Annotated in this window: 20 protein-coding genes, 1 pseudogene and 1 CRISPR repeat array; of the genes and pseudogenes, 19 read left to right on the plus strand and 2 right to left on the minus strand. The window is 34.1% G+C overall.

Going from position 1 to position 23697, the window contains the following annotated elements; genetic code table 11:
* Positions 1-131: 131 nt before the first annotated feature.
* Positions 132-1019: a WYL domain-containing protein gene (locus tag H6F32_RS13500; protein WP_190369849.1), complete on the minus strand. Its 888-nt coding sequence runs from the start codon at positions 1017-1019 to the stop codon at positions 132-134.
* Between the two features lie 156 nt (positions 1020-1175).
* Here H6F32_RS13500 and H6F32_RS13505 point away from each other — a divergent pair, with 156 nt between their 5' ends.
* The 17 genes and pseudogenes from H6F32_RS13505 (at position 1176) to H6F32_RS13585 (ending at position 20604) form a co-directional block, all read left to right on the plus strand.
* The gene (locus H6F32_RS13505) at positions 1176-1418 is read left to right on the plus strand and encodes a DUF433 domain-containing protein (RefSeq protein ID WP_190369850.1); all 243 of its coding nucleotides are present in this window, start codon (positions 1176-1178) and stop codon (positions 1416-1418) included.
* Between the two features lie 14 nt (positions 1419-1432).
* Positions 1433-1807 carry a DUF5615 family PIN-like protein gene (locus H6F32_RS13510; RefSeq protein WP_190369851.1) on the plus strand — a complete coding sequence of 125 codons (375 nt, stop codon included), beginning with the start codon at positions 1433-1435 and terminating at the stop codon, positions 1805-1807.
* Between the two features lie 5 nt (positions 1808-1812).
* Complete coding sequence (cas3, locus tag H6F32_RS13515; RefSeq protein ID WP_190369852.1) at positions 1813-3990, plus strand: type I-D CRISPR-associated helicase Cas3'; 2178 nt, start codon at positions 1813-1815, stop codon at positions 3988-3990.
* A gap of 497 nt (positions 3991-4487) precedes the next feature.
* The gene (locus H6F32_RS13520) at positions 4488-4658 is read left to right on the plus strand and encodes a hypothetical protein (protein WP_242031130.1); all 171 of its coding nucleotides are present in this window, start codon (positions 4488-4490) and stop codon (positions 4656-4658) included.
* A 143-nt stretch (positions 4659-4801) separates the two neighbouring features.
* Positions 4802-4978: a DUF433 domain-containing protein gene (locus H6F32_RS20605; RefSeq protein ID WP_395939615.1), complete on the plus strand. Its 177-nt coding sequence runs from the start codon at positions 4802-4804 to the stop codon at positions 4976-4978.
* 12 nt (positions 4979-4990) lie between these two features.
* A pseudogene (locus tag H6F32_RS13530) lies at positions 4991-5407 on the plus strand (DUF1016 N-terminal domain-containing protein); the annotation flags it as partial.
* A 93-nt stretch (positions 5408-5500) separates the two neighbouring features.
* Positions 5501-8872, plus strand: a complete 3372-nt coding sequence (gene cas10d, locus H6F32_RS13535; protein WP_190369854.1) for a type I-D CRISPR-associated protein Cas10d/Csc3 — start codon at positions 5501-5503, stop codon at positions 8870-8872.
* Positions 8873-8875: 3 nt separating this feature from the next.
* Complete coding sequence (locus tag H6F32_RS13540) at positions 8876-9484, plus strand: type I restriction enzyme HsdR N-terminal domain-containing protein (protein ID WP_190369855.1); 609 nt, start codon at positions 8876-8878, stop codon at positions 9482-9484.
* 23 nt (positions 9485-9507) lie between these two features.
* Positions 9508-10518 carry a type I-D CRISPR-associated protein Cas7/Csc2 gene (gene cas7d / locus H6F32_RS13545; protein WP_190369856.1) on the plus strand — a complete coding sequence of 337 codons (1011 nt, stop codon included), beginning with the start codon at positions 9508-9510 and terminating at the stop codon, positions 10516-10518.
* A 62-nt stretch (positions 10519-10580) separates the two neighbouring features.
* Positions 10581-11288 (plus strand): type I-D CRISPR-associated protein Cas5/Csc1, encoded by a 708-nt coding sequence (gene cas5d / locus H6F32_RS13550; protein WP_190369857.1) that lies wholly within the window; start codon positions 10581-10583, stop codon positions 11286-11288.
* A gap of 83 nt (positions 11289-11371) precedes the next feature.
* Positions 11372-12190 (plus strand): CRISPR-associated endoribonuclease Cas6, encoded by an 819-nt coding sequence (gene cas6, locus H6F32_RS13555; RefSeq protein ID WP_190369858.1) that lies wholly within the window; start codon positions 11372-11374, stop codon positions 12188-12190.
* Between the two features lie 229 nt (positions 12191-12419).
* Positions 12420-13028 (plus strand): CRISPR-associated protein Cas4, encoded by a 609-nt coding sequence (gene cas4 / locus H6F32_RS13560; RefSeq protein WP_190369859.1) that lies wholly within the window; start codon positions 12420-12422, stop codon positions 13026-13028.
* Between the two features lie 345 nt (positions 13029-13373).
* Positions 13374-14378, plus strand: a complete 1005-nt coding sequence (gene cas1d, locus H6F32_RS13565; protein WP_190369860.1) for a type I-D CRISPR-associated endonuclease Cas1d — start codon at positions 13374-13376, stop codon at positions 14376-14378.
* A gap of 104 nt (positions 14379-14482) precedes the next feature.
* On the plus strand, positions 14483-14755 hold the full coding sequence (gene cas2, locus H6F32_RS13570; protein ID WP_190369861.1) for a CRISPR-associated endonuclease Cas2: 273 nt from the start codon (positions 14483-14485) through the stop codon (positions 14753-14755).
* Between the two features lie 227 nt (positions 14756-14982).
* Positions 14983-18083: a CRISPR direct-repeat array (repeat unit 37 nt; unit sequence ATTGCAATTTCTACTAATCCCTATTAGGGATTGAAAC).
* 329 nt (positions 18084-18412) lie between these two features.
* Positions 18413-19219, plus strand: a complete 807-nt coding sequence (gene rsmA / locus H6F32_RS13575; protein ID WP_190369862.1) for a 16S rRNA (adenine(1518)-N(6)/adenine(1519)-N(6))-dimethyltransferase RsmA — start codon at positions 18413-18415, stop codon at positions 19217-19219.
* A gap of 20 nt (positions 19220-19239) precedes the next feature.
* A complete protein-coding gene (gene ispE, locus H6F32_RS13580) occupies positions 19240-20187 on the plus strand; it encodes a 4-(cytidine 5'-diphospho)-2-C-methyl-D-erythritol kinase (protein ID WP_190369863.1) in 948 nt (315 codons plus the stop codon).
* Between the two features lie 96 nt (positions 20188-20283).
* On the plus strand, positions 20284-20604 hold the full coding sequence (locus tag H6F32_RS13585; RefSeq protein WP_190369864.1) for a DUF3082 domain-containing protein: 321 nt from the start codon (positions 20284-20286) through the stop codon (positions 20602-20604).
* Between the two features lie 63 nt (positions 20605-20667).
* Here the strand turns inward: H6F32_RS13585 and H6F32_RS13590 are convergent, their stop codons facing one another.
* Entirely contained in the window at positions 20668-21537 is an 870-nt protein-coding gene (locus H6F32_RS13590) for a helix-turn-helix domain-containing protein (protein ID WP_190369865.1), read from the minus strand.
* A 672-nt stretch (positions 21538-22209) separates the two neighbouring features.
* On the opposite strand from H6F32_RS13590, the gene H6F32_RS13595 reads away from it, so the two are divergent.
* Positions 22210-22509 (plus strand): HetP family heterocyst commitment protein, encoded by a 300-nt coding sequence (locus H6F32_RS13595; protein ID WP_190369866.1) that lies wholly within the window; start codon positions 22210-22212, stop codon positions 22507-22509.
* Positions 22510-22659: 150 nt separating this feature from the next.
* On the plus strand, positions 22660-23514 hold the full coding sequence (locus H6F32_RS13600; RefSeq protein WP_190369867.1) for an indole-3-glycerol phosphate synthase TrpC: 855 nt from the start codon (positions 22660-22662) through the stop codon (positions 23512-23514).
* Positions 23515-23697 lie beyond the last annotated feature (183 nt).

A 23697-nucleotide genomic window follows, 5' to 3' on the forward strand; every position in this document is an offset into this window, starting at 1 on the left:
ATTTATTAACAGTGATTACAACTATTACAGAAATTAGTACACATATTAAATCAGAGGATGTTTGAAAAGTTCTGAGTAATGTGTCATAAACTTTGAGATCCCCTAGCTGTTTAAGGGGATTTTTATTCCAGTTAGGGCGAAATCTGATTATTATTGTCACCTACTACAATAGCATAATTGTCACACAGGGTAATGAGTTTAGCTTTGATGAGCGATCGCACATTCTCCGGTGAAACTACAATACAATCAGAGGAATATTGCATAATTTCCCGAATAAACCAGAATGTATTTGATATTCTTCTAATTACGCGTTTTACCCGTGGTTGATCTGGTATCCATTCCACTATTTTATCCTCTGGTTTAGGTTGATATGCAAACGCTAACTTATTCAATAGGTGCATTTCCACATCTATTTGATCCAAGTCATTAAGCCATTTTTGAGTAATTTCCGTAACTGATGCTTCATTAATTCCGTCTAAACGGAAACACCAGTTATGTTTTAATTCTGGTATATCAAGATTTCCTTCTGTCTCTTTGCACCAACAGTCAAGATATAGACGTTTTTCATGGGGTCTGATTTTGGCATAACGTACAGTAAAATTAAGTACTTGTTCTAGTGCATCTTGATAAGCAAGTTGAAAGGGTTGTTGACGTAAGATATAGTGATCTATTTGTAACCGCCAAGATGGACGGGAGTTATTTAAAAACCCTTCTATTTCTTTCCGTAAAGGTACGGATAATTCACTGCGTTCTAGTAGCAAATTAGCTATAATTTCCGCCTGTTCATTTTGTCCGATATCCGTTAATGCACTTATACAACGATGTAAGGCACGGATACGAAAATCCTGCCAGTCATTATTTTTACTAACTATTAATTCATGTTGGGCTATAGACTTGATCAGTTTGGAGATATTGGGATCATCTCCCCACTTCATCCCAAATTGGAGAGCGATCGCTTCTAGTTGCGTTTTATCGCGCTCTGATACTGATAGTGTAATAGATTGACCTTTTCGACTCATGGAAAGTGTCCGTGTACTTTATACTTGTTTTCGCTTGTCAATTTTTATTGTGGCTGTTATTATAGATTTTAGCAATGAGTTACGGACAGTTTTTAATTACCTTAATAAATAACTAAAGATAACATAGTAAACAGGACTAAATAGGAAACAACAAAAATGAGTACAAATAATTTACTTTCTCGAATTTCCATTGATCCAAATATTTGTTTTGGTAAACCTTGTATTAAAGATCATCGGATCTGGGTATCACTAATTTTAGATTTACTTGCAGGTGGAGAAACAATAGAGACAATTTTAGAAGAATATCCAGATTTAGAAAGGGATGACATTTTAGCTTGCATTGCTTATGGTGCAGAAATGTCTAAAAATAATTATATAGAAATTCCTTTAGGAATGTAAAAGGAAGTAAGAAAGTGAATATTAAACTTGATGAAAATTTGGGTAATCTGCGAATAGTTACATTATTGCGTCTTGCGGGACATGATCTAGCAACTGTAAAAGAACAAGGTTTAACTTCAACTCCAGATGAGGAATTAATTGATATTTGCCACAGCGAAGCTAGATGTTTGGTAACAATAGATAGAGGATTTGGAAATCGTCTTAAATATAAACCTTCCAACTATACAGGAATTGTAGTTATTCGTTTACCACCGCGTCCTAATTTTGCAGATTATCGTGAAGTTGCAGAAACTCTGATAGCAGGACTAGAAAGAGCAGATGTAACTGGAAAATTATGGATGATTCGAGTAGGAAGTATTCAAGAATATCAAGATATTGAACTAGAGTAAAAGCAATGGAAACAGAATTTAAAATACAACTTAAACCGGTTTATTCTCAAACAGTCCCCACACCTGACGGGGTAAAATTACCAGATGGTTGGTGTTTATCTTGGCATCAATTAGAAACTTTAAAAGCATTACAAGATCCTAACATTGACGTGGTTTTTAACACTGCAATGACTGGAGATGGTAAAAGTTTAGCAGCTTATTTAGAAGTTTTGCAGGGTGAATTTTGCGCTATTGGACTTTACCCAACCAATGAATTGGCAAGAGATCAAGAAACCCAAATTAAAGGATACATTGATATATTTCACCCAGAAAATAAACCGCGCATAGTTAAATTAAGCGGTGCAGATTTAGAAATTTATGCAGAAAATGAAGGATTAAAAAAAGGGGCAGCAATTTTAACACTTTCTAGTCAAAGAGAAGTATTATTAACTAATCCTGATATTTTCCATTATTTACATCGCAGTAATTATTTAATTACAGGTGATAGTCCTGAAAAATTATGGAATAAGATAGATAAAGACTTTGATGTATTTATTTTTGATGAATTTCATGTTTTTGCAGCCCCGCAAATTGCCAGCGTAATTAATACAATGCTATTAATTCATTGTACAAACCGCCGCAAAAAGTTCCTCTTTCTTTCAGCAACACCAGATCAAGATTTAATTAGCAAATTAGAAATAGCCGGATTTCGGTGTAAAGAGATAAATCCTCTAGCAGAAAATAAATATCAATTTCCTGATCATCCAGAACAGGAAGTACAACTTCAAAACCAAAATTGGCGACAGGTAACACAAGGAATTACACTCAATTTTATGCCTTTAGAACCGAGTTTTAAAGCTGCGGAAACTTGGTTAAAAGCAAATAGTAATGTGATTATCTCTCAATTTCAGGAATATCCAGGAAGTAAAGGGGCAATTATTCTTAATTCTATTGCATCAGTGAAACGACTAACGCCATTTTTTCAGGAAATTTTACAACCTTATAATTTGACAGTGGGAGAAAATACAGGTTTATCAAGTAAAGGTGAAAAAGAATTAAGTTTAGCGGCTGATTTAGTTTTAGGTACAAGTACAATTGATGTAGGAGTTGATTTTAAGATTAATTTTCTAATTTTTGAATCTTCTGATTCTGGCAATTTTATTCAACGTTTGGGAAGATTAGGAAGACATGATGGATATGAAAAAAATGGTCAACAAGTTAAATTTGAGAATTATACAGCTTATGCTTTAATTCCTAACTTTTTGGTTGAGCGTTTATTTCAAACAGATTCACCACCATTGCAAGCGGATCATATTTATGATCGCCCATTTTTACAACAAATAATTAAAGAACAATATCGGAAAATTAATGATTTTCATGGATATTATCGCAAATGGGGTGCTGTACAGTCTTTTTGGTTGTGTGTGAAGTTGAGCGATCGCACTATTAAACAACAATATACCCAAAGTCGAGAAAAGTTTCAAATAGCCTGTGAAAAAGTATTTAATACCAGTTTAAAATCCCAAGCAGGACATATTCAAAAATGGGCTAAAGAATGGCGAGAAAAATCAGGTAAATCAGGAAATCCCATTGCGGAAGATGCAGCAAGTTTTCGTGGTTCTAGTCCTTTGCAATGTGGGTTATATGATTTAACAGAAACTAATGAAAGTGAGAGATTTAAAACTTATGATTTACCGGGAATTTTAAGCAATTTAGAAATAGAGATGTGGACAGAAGCGGGATTCATGCGGACATTAAAAGAAACCGCCGCACGCACTGGACAACCTATAGCAAAAGGTAGATTTGCCCATTGTCTAGCATTTATCAAGTTGAAAGCCTACCGGGAGGAACGGTTGAACTGGAAATTTACCTATGATGGAGACTTACAACCCATAGCAGACGCTTGGAAAGTACAGGTTTTAACAGGGGTGGGAGTATGGCAACCGGATATCACTTGGATCAGTCAAATTAATAAAAAACTGAAGAAAGAGGGTTTAGTTTGTTATGTTATTCGTCGTCCAGTTGCTGAAGTGCGAATGCGGTTAAGGTTGCCTATGCACTTTCAAGTTTATCCCATTAGTGACCAATACAGTGTTAATGATGCTAGTAGTCCTTATGCTATAGCTTTTGGTCAATCGGCACTGCTATTAGATACGCTTGTTTATACATTTAAAAGCAAAGGAGATGAGATATGGGTTGTTTAAGGTTTCGACCCCTAATAGGGATTATGGAGTTGAAGGAGTTGTATTCATGCCTTGATTACTTCTTTACCAAAATTTCAATCCCTGATAGGGATTAGGGTTTATTCTCAAGGCTTCCTTAGTATACATCTTAAAAAGTCTCATGGAAGAAAAATTCTTTTTATTGCCAGATTTTTTTGATATCTTTACTAGCAATCTTTGATACCCTTTAAGACTAAATTAGACTTAGCATAAATAAAGCAAAACAAATCTTGTCTTAATACGCTGTTAAATGTCTTCAATCTCCAATTTTGTAAATAGATTTTTTTCCTTACTTCTTTTCCAAAGACCTTTTAATTTTAAACTTCGTATGTTATATTATGGGGAACCGGAAAAAAGTTATCCCAGTTCACCTATATAGAGTCGCACCTTATAGGTTAGCACTAGCATGGCTGATTCGGCGCAAACCACTTGAGGTAATTTTTATGAAAGAAAACCTTCCAAATCGTATGCTACAGCTTATGTCAGATGGTTACTGGCATCCTACAGAAGAACTAGTTGAAAAAATCAGCCACCGATTTTCTGCAACCATATATGTTTTAAGAAAACGAGGTTATATTTTTGAAGATCGTCGTATTGAAGGGCAACGAAGAGAGTGGCGGCTAGTAGTAGAATCACAAGTAACCGCTTAAAAATAATTTCTTGCATATTGGGAGTAGTTTTTCCTGCTCCCATTTCCTGAAAATAGCTAGTAGGGTGCGTTAGCTGTCTTCGTAACGCACCAAAACCTAAACCATATACCTAAATTATCAAAGAACAAACATTACTAGAAAGAATCACATTTAACCCCCAAATCTTTGGCGGTAAACCAATAATTCGTGGTCGTCGTCTAGCTGTTGAACATATTTTAGGAATGTTAGCAGCAGGTGATACTATCGAAACTTTATTAGAAGCATATCCCTGGTTAGAACGGGAAGATATACAAGCCTGTTTAGTTTACGCAGCTAATTAAAACATTGTAGTTATGAATAACCCAATTTCTGATAATTACATACATCTACTTATGGAAGTAAAACAACGAATTCGTTCCGCCCAATATGAAGCACTCAAAGCAGTTAATCGAGAAATGATTAACTTATATTGGGATATTGGCCAGATGATTTTTATCAAACAACAAAATTCTAACTGGGGTAAATCTGTAGTTGAACAGTTATCAAAAGACTTACAAACAGAATTTCCAGGTATTAGTGGTTTTTCTGCTCGAAATATCTGGAATATGAGGAATTTTTACGTCACATACAGCCAAAATGAAAAACTGCAACCATTAGTTGCAGAAATTGGATGGACTCACAATATAGTCATTTTAGAAAAGTGTAAAGATGACTTAGAACGAGAATTTTATATGAAAATGACTCGTAAATTTGGCTGGACAAATCAACTTCCTGATCCTGAACAAGTTGCTAAACTACTAGAAGGATTTGCATAAAACACATCATAAAAATCAACTCTTATTTAATTTTATTGGCAAAAAACAATGGCTAAAAAAAGTAAAAAAACAGATAAATTTCAACAATTATCACTTGTAGAAATAGTAGATAACGCTAATTCTGAAACCTCAGATGATGATTGGTTATCAGGTGATTTTGGTTTTGATGGTGATGGAGATAGAACAATTGAAACCAAAGGACAATTACTCACACTTAAACTATTAAAAGAAGCCATACAATCGCAAAATCCCAACGATCAAGTAATGGCAGATTTTGCCGAATATGTATTACCAAATCTGGTAAAAATCGCTATTGGTGTCACAGCCAAAGGTGGTAAATTCTTTGATGAAATTGACGAAAAACGAGCAGTAGAAGGTAAAACAAAAGTTAGACGAGATAATGCGGCTGATCAATCTTTAAATACTCACTTGCTTAATGGTTTATTTCCAGCTAATTTAATCGAACAAAGGTTAGAAAAACTGGATACCACAATTAAACGAGTGGTAAAAGATAAAGAACGACGTTTAGTAATTGCTGGTTTCATTTTACATGACTTTGAAAAATTCCCAGATGCACCAGAAGAATGTCGCAAATTACCTTTAGATGAACATAGAAAAATTATTGATAAAAAAGTCAAACAATTAGGACTTGATAAATTTATCAATCCAGATAATTCTGAAGAGTATCAAGAATATATTGATGATTTATTGTGTATGGCCTATAATGCCCAAAGACGCTGGGATACTAACTGGAATTTTTCTGAATTTGGTTTAAATCCTATTCTCAAAGATCGCACTATTCGCAGTTTATCAGATTTAACTTGTTTAGCTGATTCTCTCGCTTCAATTATTAAACATCCTCAAGATGCAGAAAATACGAGAATTAATGAAATTATTCACAGTCTTAGTGATGGTAAATTAAAATTTACATATCATCACATTGCCGAAAATAGAGGTGTTTTAACCAACGTTGTAAATAATGCTGTAATTGAAGCTCATACTAACTTAAATACCGCAGAAAATAGATATTATGAACCTTTGTTATATCTACCCACAGGGGTAATTTATCTAGCGTTGCGTGATGCTCCTCCTATCTCTCGAGAAACTTTACCAAATTTGGTAGTTAATAAGATTAAATCTCTTTGTGCAGGTCAACTAAAACTCAGACAAACGGGATTTGGTAGAGATGGAAAAGGAATGAAATATGCTGAATATTACAATCTATTTTTTGATTCTCTTGGTTTAATGCAAGTTGCGTTAGATGCTACTTTACGCATTTTAAATACTGGTAAAACATCTGTTGGTAAAAGTCGCAGTGAAAATTTAGTTAAGTTTCAAAAACAAAATGTTTTATCCATTGATTATGATTTTAATTTTGATGACGATATTCGCATTGATCAAATTGCCGAATTTGGAGATCTAATTACTCGTAAAATTTGGGAAGAAACCGTTGAAAAAATCGAAACTGCCAGAAAAAAAGATAAGAAATTACCAGAAGTTCCAGATTTTGATTTAACTCATAAAGTCGCTGAATTTTGGAATTTAACAGAATATTTACCGCAAGTTCGAGAAATTCAACGTATCAATGAAAGTTTGAAAGAACAAAAATTAAAAGGTAATACAGGAGGTGTACCTTATGAATGGTATTATCTAGCGGCTAAATATCTGGAAAAACATCCAGGTATTGAAGATGTCCGCGAAAATTGTCAACAGGTAATTTATTACTTGACAGATTTAATTTCCCCAATTCTGGCACAATATCAATTACCTGATGGTTGGGATGATTTAAGGTTGTGGGTATCAAGAGTGATCATGTTACCTAATACTAATCAATCCACATCTGTCACCACTGAAATTGATAATTTTATCAATGAACTAGGTAATTATAATGCTGCGAAAAAACCAGGCAGAGGTAAACAATTAATTTGCTCAATTTCTCATTCAGCTTATACTGTTACTGAGCAAATGGAATCAGCAGTTTTATTTACTCCCCAAGTTTATACAAATAAGCAAATGTTAGGAGGTTCTAACGCTAAACGCAACATTTCTAGTATTGCAGGCGTGGAAATGATGCTCAGACAAATATTAATGAATCAAACGCAAGCTGTAGGGAAAAGATTTGAAGATGGTAAATATCGCTATCTCTACTTTTATCCAACTTATTATTTCACTCCAGAAACTAATAAGTTTTTACAAAAAGCCTACACAAATATTGCCCAAACTCGTTTTGATACTAGTATTCGTAATCATTTCATTAGTAAAGATTTACAGGTTGATTTATCTAAAGAAAATTATCAATGTGTGGATAGTTTCTTAATTGATGAAAATTTAGATAGTGAAAAAGATCGCACTTTTAAACTTTCCTATCCTCAAGATCAACCTTTAACATTTTACTTCATGGCCTTACCACCAGGAAGAGATAGCACTGATACAGAATCTTGGGTAATGCCGAGTTGGTTAGCGTTCGCTTTTCCCATGATTTTAGATGTGAAAACTGTGGTTTCTGAGTCTCCAATTCCCCCATTTAATGATGGTGCAGAATTTGAAGAAACCGTTTTTCTTGATAGTGCGCCTCATGCTTTCCGTACTTTAGTAAAAAGAGATAGATTCCGACTTGATTACATTCTTGAAGGTTGGGAAGAGTACGGTATTCAATATTCTGCACCTTTGAATGTTTTAACTGCGGCTTACGCTATTCATTTAGATGTGAATGCTAGACAAAGTAAGACTGGTTATGATGCTAATTGGGGGAAATTTACGGAATTAGCTAAGGATTTTGAAACCAGTCCTCTATATGTGTTCGCTTATCTGAATAAATGGGTGCGTAACCAAGGAGTGGAAACAGCTAGAGTTGAGAAAATCAAACTTTACACCTATCATTTTTACCCTTGTTTTGACCCTTATACAAAATTTGATTCTATTAAGGAGGAATTAATTGTGGAAGAAAAATCAACTTTGAATCATCCAAAGAAATTAACGGAACTTTATCGCCGTTTTTATCGGGCAAATAAAAGGTTTAGTCCTAAAGCTAATGCTGTTTTAAAACCCATTGATATCGCTGCGGAAACTATTCTTAAAGCAGATTCTTGTGTGTTTAATGGGGAAAGTTTAATTTCAGCCGTAGCAGCAGAGATTTTTAAACTTATGGATAGGGTACATTCTTCCACTGCGGAAGGACGTTGGATGATGAGTAAAAGGGAGGAAGAAAGACAAGCTGTTTTAGAGTTTGCAAAATATTTTGTAGAGGATGTTTTTGAGGGGTGTTTTAAGAGCGATCGCGCCCGGTTAGCAGGTCGTCAATTAAACCTGATTCGAGATACCTGTGAATTTCTTTATCGTTTAGCAGATGATGAAGAATATAAAGCACGCCCCCAAAATGAACCTGATGAAATTACTGAGATTGAAACTGAGGAAAATTAGATAATGACTATTCTGGATTCTACTCAGTCTTATACTTTTAGCAAATATTTTGAGATGCACATTTCACCTCAAGATTTTGCTCAAGAATTTGGCTATACATTTGCTCGAAAACGGTTGAATTTACCCCAATATCAAGAAAATCTAGACCGATTACAAGAATTGCAAGAAAGACTTGATGAAATTCTTCCATACTTTGATTTGGCCAATGAGACAAGTCGCAGAGAAGTATTAATTTCTCCAATAATTTTAGACTTAGTTCACTATACTAAATCGGAGGTGAGAATTGAATATCAAATTAAGGTGAGCGAACAACTACAAGGTTACTTTGATTATCTAATCAAAAATCGCAATAACCTCTTAGTAATCGAAGCTAAAAAAGAGGATTTAGATTATGGTATGACTCAACTTTTTGCAGAATTAATCGCCCTAGATCAATGGCAAACAAATCAACAACAAACTCACCTTATTGGTTCAGTCACTACTGGCAAAATATGGGAATTTGCCCAACTAGATCGCCTTAATAAACATCTTGATCAAGGACTTGATAGTTATCGTGTTCCTGATGATTTAGACCCCTTAATGCGGATTCTAGTTCAAGCACTCATTTATTAAACATTTATTTCCAGGAGAAAATTATGTCACTCTTAAAAACCGTTGATGCTAAATTATTTCAAACAGAAATTCCCTACAAACCAATGGGAAAATATGCTCACTTTTTAACTATTCGTGTTACTGAATCTTACCCTTTATTCCAAACAGATAGCGAACTAAATAAAGCACGAGTAAGAGCAGGAGTCAAAGAAAAAAATACCATTAGCCGTCTTTCCATGTTCAAACGTAAACAGTCCACACCGGAAAGATTAGTAGGTCGGGAATTATTGCGGAAATACAAATTTATGACAGCAGAAGAATGTGAATATAACGTATCTTTTGCAATGGATAACCCTGATTGTATTATTTACGGTTTTGCTATTGGTGATTCTGGTTCAGAAAAATCAAAAGTTGTGGTAGATACTGCATTTTCAATTACAGCTTTTGATGAGTCTCATGAAACCTTTACTCTCAATGCTCCTTTTGAAAATGGGACAATGGCTTCTAAAGGAGAAAGTGGTTCTAAAGCTGGTGAAGTCACTAGCAGAATTAACCAGCAAGATCACATTAGACCACAGGTATTTTTCCCCAGCATTGTCACTTTAAAAGACCCCACAGAAGCGAGTTTTTTATATGTATTTAATAACATCCTGAGAACTCGTCACTATGGCGCACAAACAACCCGTACAGGTAGAGTTAGAAATGAGTTAATTGGTGTGATTTTTGCTGATGGAGAAATTACCAGTAACCTGCGTTGGACTCAAGCAATATATGATGAAATGAAGGCTAGTAATACTCTCAAATCACCAGATCCTTTAGATGAAGATGATGTAATTACATCTGCTAAAAGTGCAATTGAAAGTTTAATGAATGATGAATTTATTGTGCATACTGACTTTATTGGTGATGGTTTTGTACCTTTAATTAATGAAGTGAAAAACCTCACAAATAATGAGGCGGGAATTAAATCAATTTTGCAAAAAGCTGATACTGAAGCTAAAGAATATGCCAGCAAACATATTAGTAAAAAGAAAACAGCCGCTAAAACTAAGTAGTTGAATATTCAGATTCCCGACTTCTCAAAGAAGTCGGGAATCTATACCCCATCATCACCACTATGACCATTATCTATCGCTGCAAATTAGAACTACATGACAGCCTCTATTTTGCCACTCGTGAAATTGGCAGACTGTACGAAACAGAGCCAATAATTCATAATTATGCCCTCTGTTATTCTCTAGGTTTAATTGATAGTGAAAACTATTCAACCACTGTTTCTGAAGAAAATTCCTATCGCTATTTCTGCCCTGAACAAGTGCCAAAATATGAGGAACATTTAACTCCTTTAAATGAACAAGGAATTTATATAACTCCGGCTCGTTCTTTGCATCATTTATCTATTCTCAATACATGGAAATATGCCAATAATAACTACCATGTAGAAATGGAAAAAACCCAAAAGAATATTCCCAGTTTTGGTAGAGCAAAGGAAATTGCACCAGAAAGTCAATTTGAGTTTTTTCTCATTGCTCAAAAAAACATTAAATTACCTAAATGGATTCGTTTAGGTAAATGGATGAGCAAAGCAGAAATCACAGTGGAGAAATTACCACCACCAAAAACTAAAACTGATTTATTCACCTGTACTCATCCTCTAAATCCTTTAGATGTCATGTTTACTAATCGAGTAATTAGCTATGATGTGGTAAATATGCCGCCAGTAAGTCTGATTCAAAATGTGCAAATGCAAGGAGAATATTACTATTTTGATGATGTCAAAAATGTAAAAATTCCCAAACAAATGCAATACAGATTTAAGGCTTAAATTCTCATCATTTTCACACTTACAAATCCTGTGGGGTGGACATCTTGCCCGCCCTTAACTTAGAATGTTAAACCATCAATAATATGCCTCACAGTCTCATCCTCAACATCACCCCCCAATCCCCCATTTACCCCAACTTCCTATCTGGTAGACACTACCATGCCTTATTCCTTAATTTGGTCAGTTCTGTAGATAGAAAATTAGGTGATTATCTCCACGAATCAAATGCTGATAAGGCCTTTACCCTCTCACCTTTGCAAGTAAAAAATAAACATAAAATCCAATTCCATACTTTGCAATATATCCATCAAAATCCTATTCCTGCCGGTAGTTCTTGTTGGTGGCGCATATCTTTATTAGATGACAATTTATTTGGTAAACTCACACCTTTATGGTTGAATCTTAACCCAGAACATCCTTGGCATTTAGGATCAGCCAATTTATTTATTACTAGCATTCAAGGTACACCCCAATCTACCCAACCTTGGTCTAATGTTTGTACTTATGCCCAATTATATGAACAGGCAAGTGAAACAGAAAGGATAATTAATTTTATATTTTCTACACCTGTAGCCTTTCGTCAAGGTGCATTTGATAATGTTTTACCAACTAAGGAGTCTGTATTTAATAGTCTACTAAATCGGTGGCATAAATATAGCGGTATTGAATTAACTAATATTTCCTTTGAATCAGTTTATCCTAGTGCTTTTAATATCAAAACTGAGGTGATTAGCAACTATGAAAATAAATTTATTGGTTGTTTAGGTGAAATTAGTTATCGTATTCTTGGCAATGTGGAAGCAATAGGAATTAAACAAATTAATGCTTTGGCTGATTTTGCTTTATATGCAGGTGTTGGGAGAAAAACCACTATGGGTATGGGTATGGTAAGAAGAAGGTAGGTTAGGTTGAGAAAAACCAACATTAAACCAACATTAAACCAACATTAAACCAACATTATTTATAGAAAGATCCCCGACTTCTTTTTTGTCTTATAAATCAAATTTTACTTAATTTAAAAAGTCGGGGATCTGGGTACATTTGTAGGGTTGCGCGATCGCTTGACAATTAAGATATTCGCCACAGATCAATTGTTTTTTATTGTTTTGAAAATCAAATGGCAAATAATATATGCTATCACTTGTCACCTCTCCAGAAGATTACGTTAACATTGCCTCACTAAATCAATATTCCTATTGTCCCCATCGTTGTTGGTTAATTCATTGCGCTGGTGAATTTACAGATAATCAATACACTATTGAAGGCACAAGTTTACATGAACGAGTTCACACAATAGGAGAACTAAACCGGGAGGAAACTTACCAAATACGGGCAATTTATCTTAAATCTGATCAATATCAATTACTTGGTAAATCCGATTTAATTGAATTTCAAAATGGCGAATTTTACCCCATTGAATACAAAAGAGGACGTAAAGGAGAATGGGATAATGATGAATTACAAGTTTGCGCTCAGGCTTTGTGTTTGGAGGAAATGACTGGTAAAAATATCAATTCTGGTTATATCTATTATGCCCAAACACATCAACGTCAATTAGTAGAAATTACGCCAGAATTACGAGAAAATACTATTGCCACTATTGAAGCTATAAAAATGTTGTTGTTTACTGGCACTATGCCAAAATCTGTCAAAACAAAACGCTGTGATGGTTGTAGTTTATTTTCTCGATGTTTACCCCAAGCTGTTGATAAGGTTGGACGTTATCAAGAAGCAAATTAATTATCGGTAATGGGTAATTAGTAATTGCTGAAAAATCTTAACTTGTCACCTGTCACCTAAAAGCTTGTAGCTTGTAGTGCATTAGCGATAGCGTAACGCACTAAAAACTTGAATAGGATGCGTTACAGCTTGTATGGTGCATTAGCGATAGCGTAACGCACTAAAAACTTGAAGATGGTGCGTTACAGATTTCATCTTAAGCTGTTGTGCCTTTAACTTGAATAATTAATACAAGCAAGATGCTTGTGCTACTGTAACTTCAGGTTTTTTAATTATACATTTTAGCTGCACATTAGCTTAACATACCCTACTGTATATTTTACTGTATATTTTGAGGATTTGATCATGGGTACTCTTTACATTTCACAAGCAGATTCTTTTATTGGTAAAGTTGATGAAAGAATTAATGTCAAATTCGATAAGCAAACTATCATAGATGTACCATTTATTAAATTAGATGGTGTGGTGGTTTTAGGTCGTTCTACTATTTCTCCTGCTGTTGTTTCTGAGTTGATGATTCGTCATATTCCTCTATCTTTTATTGATGAAAGAGGTCATTATTTAGGACAGTTACAACCGGAAATGTCTGGTAATATTTTTGTGAGAAAATCTCAATGGCAAGCTGCGGGAAATACTCCTCAATCTGTTCATGTTGTCCAGGGTTTTGTCAGAGGTAAATTAAAAAATTATCGGCAACTTTTGGTACGTCGTCAACGAGAATTTGATCATCTTGATTTGTCTGCTGATATTACTCGTTTGGAAAATATTATTGCGGCCATTGATAAAACAGAAAATATTGATTCCTTACGAGGTTTAGAGGGTGCTGGTAGTGCTGTTTATTTTGGTTGTTTTAATAGCTTAATTCTTAATCCTAATTTTGAATTTACTAAGCGTGTTCGTCGTCCACCTACTGACCCTGTAAATTCTCTGCTTAGTTTTGGCTATTCTTTGTTGCGTCATGATATCCAATCTGCTGTAAATATTGTGGGTTTTGATCCTTATTTGGGATATCTACATTTTGATCGTTATAATCGTCCTTCTTTGGCACTAGATTTAATGGAAGAGTTTAGACCTTTGGTGGTTGATTCTTTGGTTTTGACTTTGTTGAATAAACAATTTTTAAAGCCGGATGATTTTATTAGCGAACCTTTGAGTAATGCTGTTTCTCTTACTGCTGAAGGTAGGAAAATTTTTCTCACTAATTATGAGAAGAAAAAACAATCGGAGTTTAAACATCCAGTGATGGGTAAAAAATGTACTTATCGAGAATCTTTTGAGTTACAAGCTAGGTTGTTAGCTAAGTATTTAATGGGAACAACTGATAAGTATCCTCCTTTATTTTTGAAGTAAGAAGGTGACAGTTGACGGGTAACAGTAAGTGACAAAAAGTCACAAGTCCCAGCAAAAAGAGAAGAGTGTGTTTTTACCAATTACCAATCACCAATTATCAATTTATGAATCTTGTGGTTTCTTATGATATTTCTGAAGATAAACGACGCACTAAAATTCACAATATCCTCAAGTCTTATGGACAATGGGTACAATATAGTATTTTTGAATGTGAATTGACTGATACTGAGTATGCTAAACTGCGATCGCGTCTGAATAAACTGATTAAGTCTGATACCGATAGCATCCGTTTTTATTTCCTTTGTGCTTGCTGTCATGGTAAAATAGAAAGAATTGGTGGTGAACAACCCCGCGATCATACTGTTTTCTTTGCTTGATGCGCGGATGGGTGGGTGTAAAAAATCTAGGTGGGCAAAAAATGGCTGGAATGTTTTCTACATCAGCTTTTGATATGTTTTATCCAAGTTACCCACCCGCGCACTTTACACTGTAAGGTTTTCATTGATTTTCCCTCTTGACACAATTCTTGGAATCAACTATAATTATGGCATCCGCGCAACCGAACCTTGAAAACTAAATATACCAAGGCTTTCAGAACCCTGCTATTGCAATTTCTACTAATCCCTATTAGGGATTGAAACTTTTCCATCTTTTCCTTATTTATATGATCATCGGAATTGCAATTTCTACTAATCCCTATTAGGGATTGAAACTAGATGCTCAGAATTGGGCAAATTGGATTAACTCCAGGATTGCAATTTCTACTAATCCCTATTAGGGATTGAAACTCATAGTTCTCAAACATTCATTCATAACCTCAGAAATTGCAATTTCTACTAATCCCTATTAGGGATTGAAACATTCCCAATTTATGGATGAAGCTAAGAAGAGACTTGAATTGCAATTTCTACTAATCCCTATTAGGGATTGAAACGTTGAATATGAAGCCGCTAAATACGGCTTTAGCATATTGCAATTTCTACTAATCCCTATTAGGGATTGAAACAAGCCAACTCCTCCCAAATTTCTCTATTTGCTCATATTGCAATTTCTACTAATCCCTATTAGGGATTGAAACAAATATTAGACTTGCTTTGGCTTGCTCATTTAGTGTTATTGCAATTTCTACTAATCCCTATTAGGGATTGAAACAAGAAAACTGCTAATCTTCTTAGTTCGGAGGGTGATATTGCAATTTCTACTAATCCCTATTAGGGATTGAAACTATGAAAACACATAAAATTATCAGGAATGAATCAGGCTATTATTGCAATTTCTACTAATCCCTATTAGGGATTGAAACAGTCTGCTGATGTGGCTAAAACCCTTATGGCTATTGAATTGCAATTTCTACTAATCCCTATTAGGGATTGAAACCACGATAGCTATAGCAGAATCAGGACAAAAACACATTATTATTGCAATTTCTACTAATCCCTATTAGGGATTGAAACTCTTAATTGAAGATTTAAAAATTAAAGATTTAGTATTGCAATTTCTACTAATCCCTATTAGGGATTGAAACTTTACGCTTCCTTTAAACCTATCTTGCTCTATTAGAATTGCAATTTCTACTAATCCCTATTAGGGATTGAAACGTAACATCACAAGCAGTCTTGTACAGCAAGAGTTAATTGCAATTTCTACTAATCCCTATTAGGGATTGAAACAAGATTGAAACCATTGATAAGGAAGGGAAAAAAATTGATTGCAATTTCTACTAATCCCTATTAGGGATTGAAACCTTTTTTACCTGATACTTGTTTGGCTTCTTCGCGGTAGATTGCAATTTCTACTAATCCCTATTAGGGATTGAAACCGTCTTTCCTCCTTCCAAGATCATCTGCTTCAGAAATTGCAATTTCTACTAATCCCTATTAGGGATTGAAACAAATATTTACGGAAACTGCACTTTTAAGCGTGTTTAAGGTGATTGCAATTTCTACTAATCCCTATTAGGGATTGAAACATCCTCGTGTAACTCCCACATTCCACGACGAAATATTGCAATTTCTACTAATCCCTATTAGGGATTGAAACAGGGATAATGGCAGCGACTAACCTTATTCCTAAAAATTGCAATTTCTACTAATCCCTATTAGGGATTGAAACGGTACTCTCTCTTTGTGAATACTTGTTTTTCAACAGAATCATTGCAATTTCTACTAATCCCTATTAGGGATTGAAACACAGAACCATCCACACCCGAAGCTAAACAGTGGGATTGCAATTTCTACTAATCCCTATTAGGGATTGAAACTCTTGCCTGCTTGTATTTAATTACTGTATCTTCTCCGATTGCAATTTCTACTAATCCCTATTAGGGATTGAAACAAATATTTCAGTAACTACTTCTATATTTACTGGTATTGCAATTTCTACTAATCCCTATTAGGGATTGAAACAGTATGTAACCCAGCAAGTGAAACATTATATTAAAGCCAATTGCAATTTCTACTAATCCCTATTAGGGATTGAAACACTTAACTTACTAAAATGGAAAAGACTGTACTATCTATTGCAATTTCTACTAATCCCTATTAGGGATTGAAACATCGAAATGGAAGTCCTCTTCATGTACTTTTGAAATTGCAATTTCTACTAATCCCTATTAGGGATTGAAACAAGAAAACTTCTAATTTGAAACAGATATTGCTTTTTTATTGCAATTTCTACTAATCCCTATTAGGGATTGAAACAACCCAATCTTCATGAATATCAGCAGACATACCAATTGCAATTTCTACTAATCCCTATTAGGGATTGAAACATACCATCTTGAATTACGTGCATAACTAAAACCTCAAATTGCAATTTCTACTAATCCCTATTAGGGATTGAAACAGGTCTAATAACCCTTACAACAGGATCAGGGGATAATTGCAATTTCTACTAATCCCTATTAGGGATTGAAACGCTGTGGATAGCCATGCCTGTCCTTGGGGAGCAGTATTGCAATTTCTACTAATCCCTATTAGGGATTGAAACTGGATACCCAAACCCGCAACGCAAAACAAAATAGCATTGCAATTTCTACTAATCCCTATTAGGGATTGAAACAAAACTCTTCATCTCTTAATAGGCGATAGCCTTGTTATTGCAATTTCTACTAATCCCTATTAGGGATTGAAACCTATTACCCCAAAGGGATTGACGCACCCAATGGGATTGCAATTTCTACTAATCCCTATTAGGGATTGAAACCTTGTTTAAGTTTCATACGCTCTCTAAATTTTTTTCATTGCAATTTCTACTAATCCCTATTAGGGATTGAAACGCTTACCTTCACTAGTGTTATAGCTCCGCTTTGTCATTGCAATTTCTACTAATCCCTATTAGGGATTGAAACTAGTTTCTCGGTCACGACTCCTGATTTTTTTTCCCTATTGCAATTTCTACTAATCCCTATTAGGGATTGAAACAAACATTTTTATCTCCTTATTTGTGTATTTTCATTGCAATTTCTACTAATCCCTATTAGGGATTGAAACAAATCTATGACTGCACCAATATTAACTTTACCTCCAATTGCAATTTCTACTAATCCCTATTAGGGATTGAAACTTGTACGATGTAAACATCGGAAAACAAGGCTAGATTGCAATTTCTACTAATCCCTATTAGGGATTGAAACAGTGCGATCGCTCAAGTCGCCCCAAGTTAGCCCGATTGCAATTTCTAATAATCCCTATTAGGGATAGAAAGTGAAATTCACAGTGCAGAACATTTAATCGCAATTGCTTTATCAGGAAATCCTCCATCTGAAATTGCAGAAAAACTCAAGGATTTATTTGTAAAAATCAATATTCATAAATATTTTGCCTGTGGTGGTTTAGTATTTGATGCAGCTAAAATTGAAATTCTTAGGTAGAAATTAACTTGACTAAAAAACTGATAATAAAATTTTAATGGTAAATAACCATCGTCTTCACCTGAATATAAACATTCAGTTTTTTCGGCAAAACATTGAAAAGCGATCGCTTATTTTATGATATTATAATCACATTCAATCCTCAACTTATTGAACATCAATAATGGTACAACCGCGTAAACAATTTGCCCAACATTGGTTAAAAAGCGATAAAGCCCTAAACGCCATAGTCAAAGCAGCCGACTGTCAAAAAACCGATAGAATATTAGAAATAGGGCCAGGTACAGGAATTTTAACTAAGAGATTATTACCCTTAGTAGAATCTTTATTAGCAGTAGAAATTGATCGAGATTTATGTAAATTACTAGTAAAACAAATAGGAAGTAAAGAAAATTTCTTACTATTACAAGGTGATTTTCTGGAACTAGATATACCAGCCCAAATTGGTAATTTCCCCAAGTTCCAAAATCAAAATAAAGTAGTAGCTAATATCCCCTACAACATCACAGGTCCAATTATTGAAAGATTACTGGGCACGATCGCTGATCCTAATCCTCAACCTTTTGACTCTATTGTATTATTAATTCAGAAAGAAGTAGCGGAAAGATTATATGCTAAACCTAGTACAAGAGACTTCGGAGCGTTATCAGTTAGAGTACAATATTTAGCGGATTGTGAGTTAATTTCTATCGTGCCCGCAACAGCTTTTTATCCACCTCCTAAAGTTGATTCTGCGGTAGTACGTTTGTCACCTAAACAAATAGAAATACCCGCAGAAGATCCCAAAAAATTAGCAACTTTAGTTAAGTTAGGATTTGCCTCTAAGCGAAAAATGTTAAGAAATAATTTAGAATCAGTAATTGACCGCGATCGCTTGACACAATTAATGGAAAAATTAGCCATAAATCCCCAAGTTAGGGCTGAGGATCTCAGTGTTCAACAATGGGTAACTTTGGTAAATAGTATCTAAATTTGTAACATGATAATGATATGAGGAAGTACAAATTAATCGCCCCGGCTAAAATCAATTTATATTTAGAAATCATCGGTAGTCGTGCAGATGGTTTTCATGAGTTAGCCATGATTTTGCAAAGTATCAATTTAGCTGATGAAATTGAAATTCACGCTGCAAGTACAGAAAATATTCGCATTTATTGTCAACATCCCCAAGTACCCAATGATAAAACTAATTTAGTTTATCGCGCTGCGGAATTAATGACTAAAGAATTTCCCGATGCTTTTAATAATTTTGGTGGCGTGGATATTACACTGATAAAAAATATTCCTGTGGCTGCTGGTTTAGCCGGAGGTTCAACAAATGCAGCCGCCATATTGGTGGGAATTGATCTACTTTGGAACTTAGGATTAACAGAATCAGAACTACAACAACTAGGCGGAAAATTGGGTTCTGACGTACCATTTTGTATTGCAGGAGGAACAGCGATCGCTACAGGAAGAGGAGAAAAACTTTCACCTTTACCAACTGTAGATAATTTGCATATTGTCTTAGGAAAATATCGCAGTTTAGAAGTTTCTACACCTTGGGCTTATAAAAGTTATCGAGAAAAATTTGGACATACATATATTGCAGATCAAGATAGTTTAGCAGCCCGATCTCATGCCTTCCATTCTGAAGCAATGGTTAAAGCAATTTATAATCACAATATAGGAGAAATTGCCCACCAATTACACAATGATTTAGAAAAAGTTGTCTTACCAGCCTATCCTCAAGTATTGCGATTAAGAGAATTATTTGCAGCACAACCACAAGTTTTAAATACCATGATGTCTGGTTCTGGACCTTCAGTATTTGCTATTGTAGAATCAGCATCACAAGCAGAAATAGTTAAACAAAAAATCAGATCAGCAATTCCTGATCCAGATTTAGAATTGTTTACAACTCACACCATTGAACATGGAATAGAAATCAGTTCTTAATTTATTAATCACCAAAATTATAGTAGTGCAAGCATCTTGCTTGCATAACTGATCAAAATTAACAACAACATCACAATTTAATCATCATTAACTAACATGAACGAAACCAAACAAAACCAAATTAAAGATGAATCTAAAAAGCTAGAAGCCAATCCCGTGCGTTGTTTTACAGGATCAGCAATTGCAGCAGGATTATCTTTTGCAGCATATTCATTAATGATAGCGATCGCCACAACATTCGCTAAAAAACCCATTCATACCGATAATCAAGTTGTATACAATATTAGTTCCGCAGTCAGAACATTAGTAGTAGGAATTATTGCTTTAGGTGCAGGAGTATTTGGTATAGTAGCTTTGGGTTTATTAGCATTAGGAATACAATTATTTCTGCAACAATTAGCCAAACCGAAAACCTAACTATTCAGATACCCGACTTCTTGAAGAAGTCGGGTATCTTGATTATTGATTATTGATTATTGATTATACATTTGCTAATTGTAAAGGTTTGATCATTGAATGCAATTTATTATTGCCATTATTACTTATTAATTGATGTTTTTTCCGCCAATTATTCGGTGATAAACCATGATGTTGGCGAAATTGACGGGAAAAATGACAAACATTTTGATACCCTAATTTAATAGCTATATCTTCAATAGTTTGATCAGTATTTTCTAGTAAAGACAAAGCAGCTACCATTCTTCTTTTCACTATCCAAGCATTAACACTTTCCCCTGTTTGTTTAGCTACTTGATGAGTTAAATAAGGTGAAGAATAACCCACAGCAGCAGCTACATCTGATAAAGTAATACCTTCATGATAATGAGCTTCAATGTATTCAAAAACATTTTTAAAATGCGGAATATTCGGGAAAATTGATAGAGAAGAAACCGTGTTTGTCTTTATATTTTCTGTTTGTTTACTATTCATAGCTTTCATAGTGTACCAGTTTTTAAATAAATCTTGTTTTTGTAGTCTAATAGCGATTGACCTTAATAACTCATCCACACTAGCATCTATAGTAGCAGGTTTAGATAAATAATCATCTGCCCCTAAATCCATTGCTTTCCTTACAGTTTCCTGGGTATTACTAGCACTAAAAAAGATAAAAGGAATAATTGCTGTTAGTGGATCTTCCCGCAAATTACTTAAAACAGTAAAACCATCAATATCTGGTATTAAAACATCACAAACTACTAAATCTGGGGCATATTCCTGAGCTAATTTTAACCCAAGAATACCATCTTCCGCAGCGATCGCAAAATATCCTTTAGATATCAAAGCATCTAATACTAAATTACGAGTATTTATATCATTTTCAATGACAAGAATTTTCTTTTGTGCGTTCATAATTCCGATTGCAATACTAAATTTTGGATGATGAAAATCATTAAGTTTTAATAAGTTTGATGTTAATTGATTTTACCGATCACAGATCAATAATTTCATGAGAATTGCATTAGTCAACAGCCCTGCATTTCTCTAACTTATTCATGCTTAATAATTCTATAAATTCTTAATTATTTAGCGAAAATTACCAACATTCACTAAATTTAATTCAGTTTTGATTGAACTATGGAACAATATTACAAATCATCTATCATAAGGAGTATATTTTCCCTATGATCAAATTCATCAATTACCCCTATAGAAGAATAAGGGTTTCAGCTACATCTTGTATAAGTCTTAATAAAAAATCATCCATAGGATAGTTGACTTATTACCAAACTTAGGTAATTAGTTGAGAGATTAACAGAGAAGATTAAAAACAAAAAAATAGACAAGTAAATCAAAAAATAGTTCATGTATTTTCTATACAAATTTGACTAATCTTAAGCAAGAAGTTCATTTTGCAATACGGTTAATATTTTGGGTTGATTTATCTATAGATATCAACAGATATCAACATTAATATTTTGATTCTTGTTGTAATTATTAGATAAATCAGCCTCTCACTTCACTACACTAAAAAAGTCCTAAGCAAAAACAAATTAAATCTACTTACACGAGGATGATCAATATATGGCTCACAATATCAGTCACAATCTTACACAAAACTTGACTAACTCAGTTAATAAACAAATCAAAACAGAACAGATAGAACAAATTATTAAAGCCATCATATCTGGCAAATATTCGTGGGCTTGTGTATTAATGTTACAATTTTCTGGTTATGATCCTGTAGATTATATTCCCTATCGTACTTATATTAGATTACTCAAAAATAACTATTTATTGGGTAGTTCACCAACAAATCAACCTGATGTATCTAATATAAAAAATCTAGAAAGCATGAATAAAAAATCAACTTGTCTCACTTAACAAAATCGGCACAAAATTCAAATTTCTGGTAATGTGTACATTGGTTATGTGTAAACAATATTATCCATAAATCAGGGTGTTTACACTAAATTTACCCAAACAAAACCGCAGCAATTAATTTACAGTAAATCTGATATATCATAAATAAATATGAGTTACCAAAGAACCATTTCCTGTCATGAAATACAACCAATTCTCAAAGAAATTATTTGGTATAAACGTTTAGAAGTTGCCCAAATACAACAAGATATGACTTGGGCTTCTTTACAACGTCAATTAACTTCTGCTCCACCAATTAGAGATTTTATCACAGCTTTACAACAGAGTATTTATAAACCTAGTTTAATTGCAGAAGTCAAAAAAACCTCTCCGGAGAAAAACATAATTAGACCAGATTTTGAGCCAGTTAGTATTGCCCAGTCTTTCAAAAAAGGGGGAGCATCTTGCATATCAGTAGTCACAGATAAAAAGTTTTTTCATGGTGGTTTTGATCATCTACGGGCGATTAGATATACAGTAACATTACCCCTATTATGCAAAGACTTTATTATTGATCCCTGTCAAATCTATTTAGCACGTTCAGCTGGTGCGGATGCAGTATTATTAATGGCTGCAATTTTAAAAAATCAAGAACTAGAAAACTTTTTAAGAGTAATTCATTATTTAGGAATGAATGCAGTAGTACAGGTTAATAACTTATCAGAATTAGATCGAGTATTAGAACTACAAGATGTGAGAATAGTAGCAATTAATAACCATAATTATCAAGATTTTACTAGTGATATTAGTATTACTCAACAATTATTAGCAGCTAGGCGATCGCAATTACAAAACTTAGGAATTGTGATCATTAGTGACTCAGGAATACAAACAGTAGATGATTTATCTTTAGTGCGAGATGCAGGAGTTCAATCTGTAATTGTGGGAGAATATTTACTACAACAAACAGATTTAGAACTAGCTGTACGTAGTTTATTACAATCTAAATTTCCTGTACATTTTTGATGTGTGAAAATTGCTAGAGTCAGATCCCCGACTTCTCAAATAAGTCGGGGATCTTGTTGTTATAAGCTAATGTGCAGCACTCACTGTATAATTAAAAAACCTGAAGTTACAGTAGCACAAGCATCTTGCTTGTATTAATTATTCAAGTTAAAGGCACAACAGTTTAGCTGACTACTCAAGGCT

Origin of the sequence: Anabaena sp. FACHB-1237 (genome assembly GCF_014696225.1) — a bacterium.
GTDB lineage: Bacteria > Cyanobacteriota > Cyanobacteriia > Cyanobacteriales > Nostocaceae > FACHB-1237.

What these genes read in the sequence shown, in the direction of transcription:
- H6F32_RS13520 (WP_242031130.1), top strand. Translation starts at nt 4,488, where the DNA reads ATGTCAGATGGTTACTGGCATCCTACAGAAGAACTAGTTGAAAAAATC.
- H6F32_RS13590 (WP_190369865.1), bottom strand. Translation starts at nt 21,537, where the DNA reads ATGAACGCACAAAAGAAAATTCTTGTCATTGAAAATGATATAAATACT.
- H6F32_RS13600 (WP_190369867.1), top strand. Translation starts at nt 22,660, where the DNA reads ATGAGTTACCAAAGAACCATTTCCTGTCATGAAATACAACCAATTCTC.
- cas5d (WP_190369857.1), top strand. Translation starts at nt 10,581, where the DNA reads ATGACCATTATCTATCGCTGCAAATTAGAACTACATGACAGCCTCTAT.
- cas3 (WP_190369852.1), top strand. Translation starts at nt 1,813, where the DNA reads ATGGAAACAGAATTTAAAATACAACTTAAACCGGTTTATTCTCAAACA.
- cas1d (WP_190369860.1), top strand. Translation starts at nt 13,374, where the DNA reads ATGGGTACTCTTTACATTTCACAAGCAGATTCTTTTATTGGTAAAGTT.
- cas2 (WP_190369861.1), top strand. Translation starts at nt 14,483, where the DNA reads ATGAATCTTGTGGTTTCTTATGATATTTCTGAAGATAAACGACGCACT.
- cas10d (WP_190369854.1), top strand. Translation starts at nt 5,501, where the DNA reads ATGGCTAAAAAAAGTAAAAAAACAGATAAATTTCAACAATTATCACTT.
- rsmA (WP_190369862.1), top strand. Translation starts at nt 18,413, where the DNA reads ATGGTACAACCGCGTAAACAATTTGCCCAACATTGGTTAAAAAGCGAT.
- H6F32_RS13505 (WP_190369850.1), top strand. Translation starts at nt 1,176, where the DNA reads ATGAGTACAAATAATTTACTTTCTCGAATTTCCATTGATCCAAATATT.
- ispE (WP_190369863.1), top strand. Translation starts at nt 19,240, where the DNA reads ATGAGGAAGTACAAATTAATCGCCCCGGCTAAAATCAATTTATATTTA.
- H6F32_RS13595 (WP_190369866.1), top strand. Translation starts at nt 22,210, where the DNA reads ATGGCTCACAATATCAGTCACAATCTTACACAAAACTTGACTAACTCA.
- cas6 (WP_190369858.1), top strand. Translation starts at nt 11,372, where the DNA reads ATGCCTCACAGTCTCATCCTCAACATCACCCCCCAATCCCCCATTTAC.
- cas7d (WP_190369856.1), top strand. Translation starts at nt 9,508, where the DNA reads ATGTCACTCTTAAAAACCGTTGATGCTAAATTATTTCAAACAGAAATT.
- H6F32_RS13585 (WP_190369864.1), top strand. Translation starts at nt 20,284, where the DNA reads ATGAACGAAACCAAACAAAACCAAATTAAAGATGAATCTAAAAAGCTA.
- cas4 (WP_190369859.1), top strand. Translation starts at nt 12,420, where the DNA reads ATGCTATCACTTGTCACCTCTCCAGAAGATTACGTTAACATTGCCTCA.
- H6F32_RS13500 (WP_190369849.1), bottom strand. Translation starts at nt 1,019, where the DNA reads ATGAGTCGAAAAGGTCAATCTATTACACTATCAGTATCAGAGCGCGAT.
- H6F32_RS13540 (WP_190369855.1), top strand. Translation starts at nt 8,876, where the DNA reads ATGACTATTCTGGATTCTACTCAGTCTTATACTTTTAGCAAATATTTT.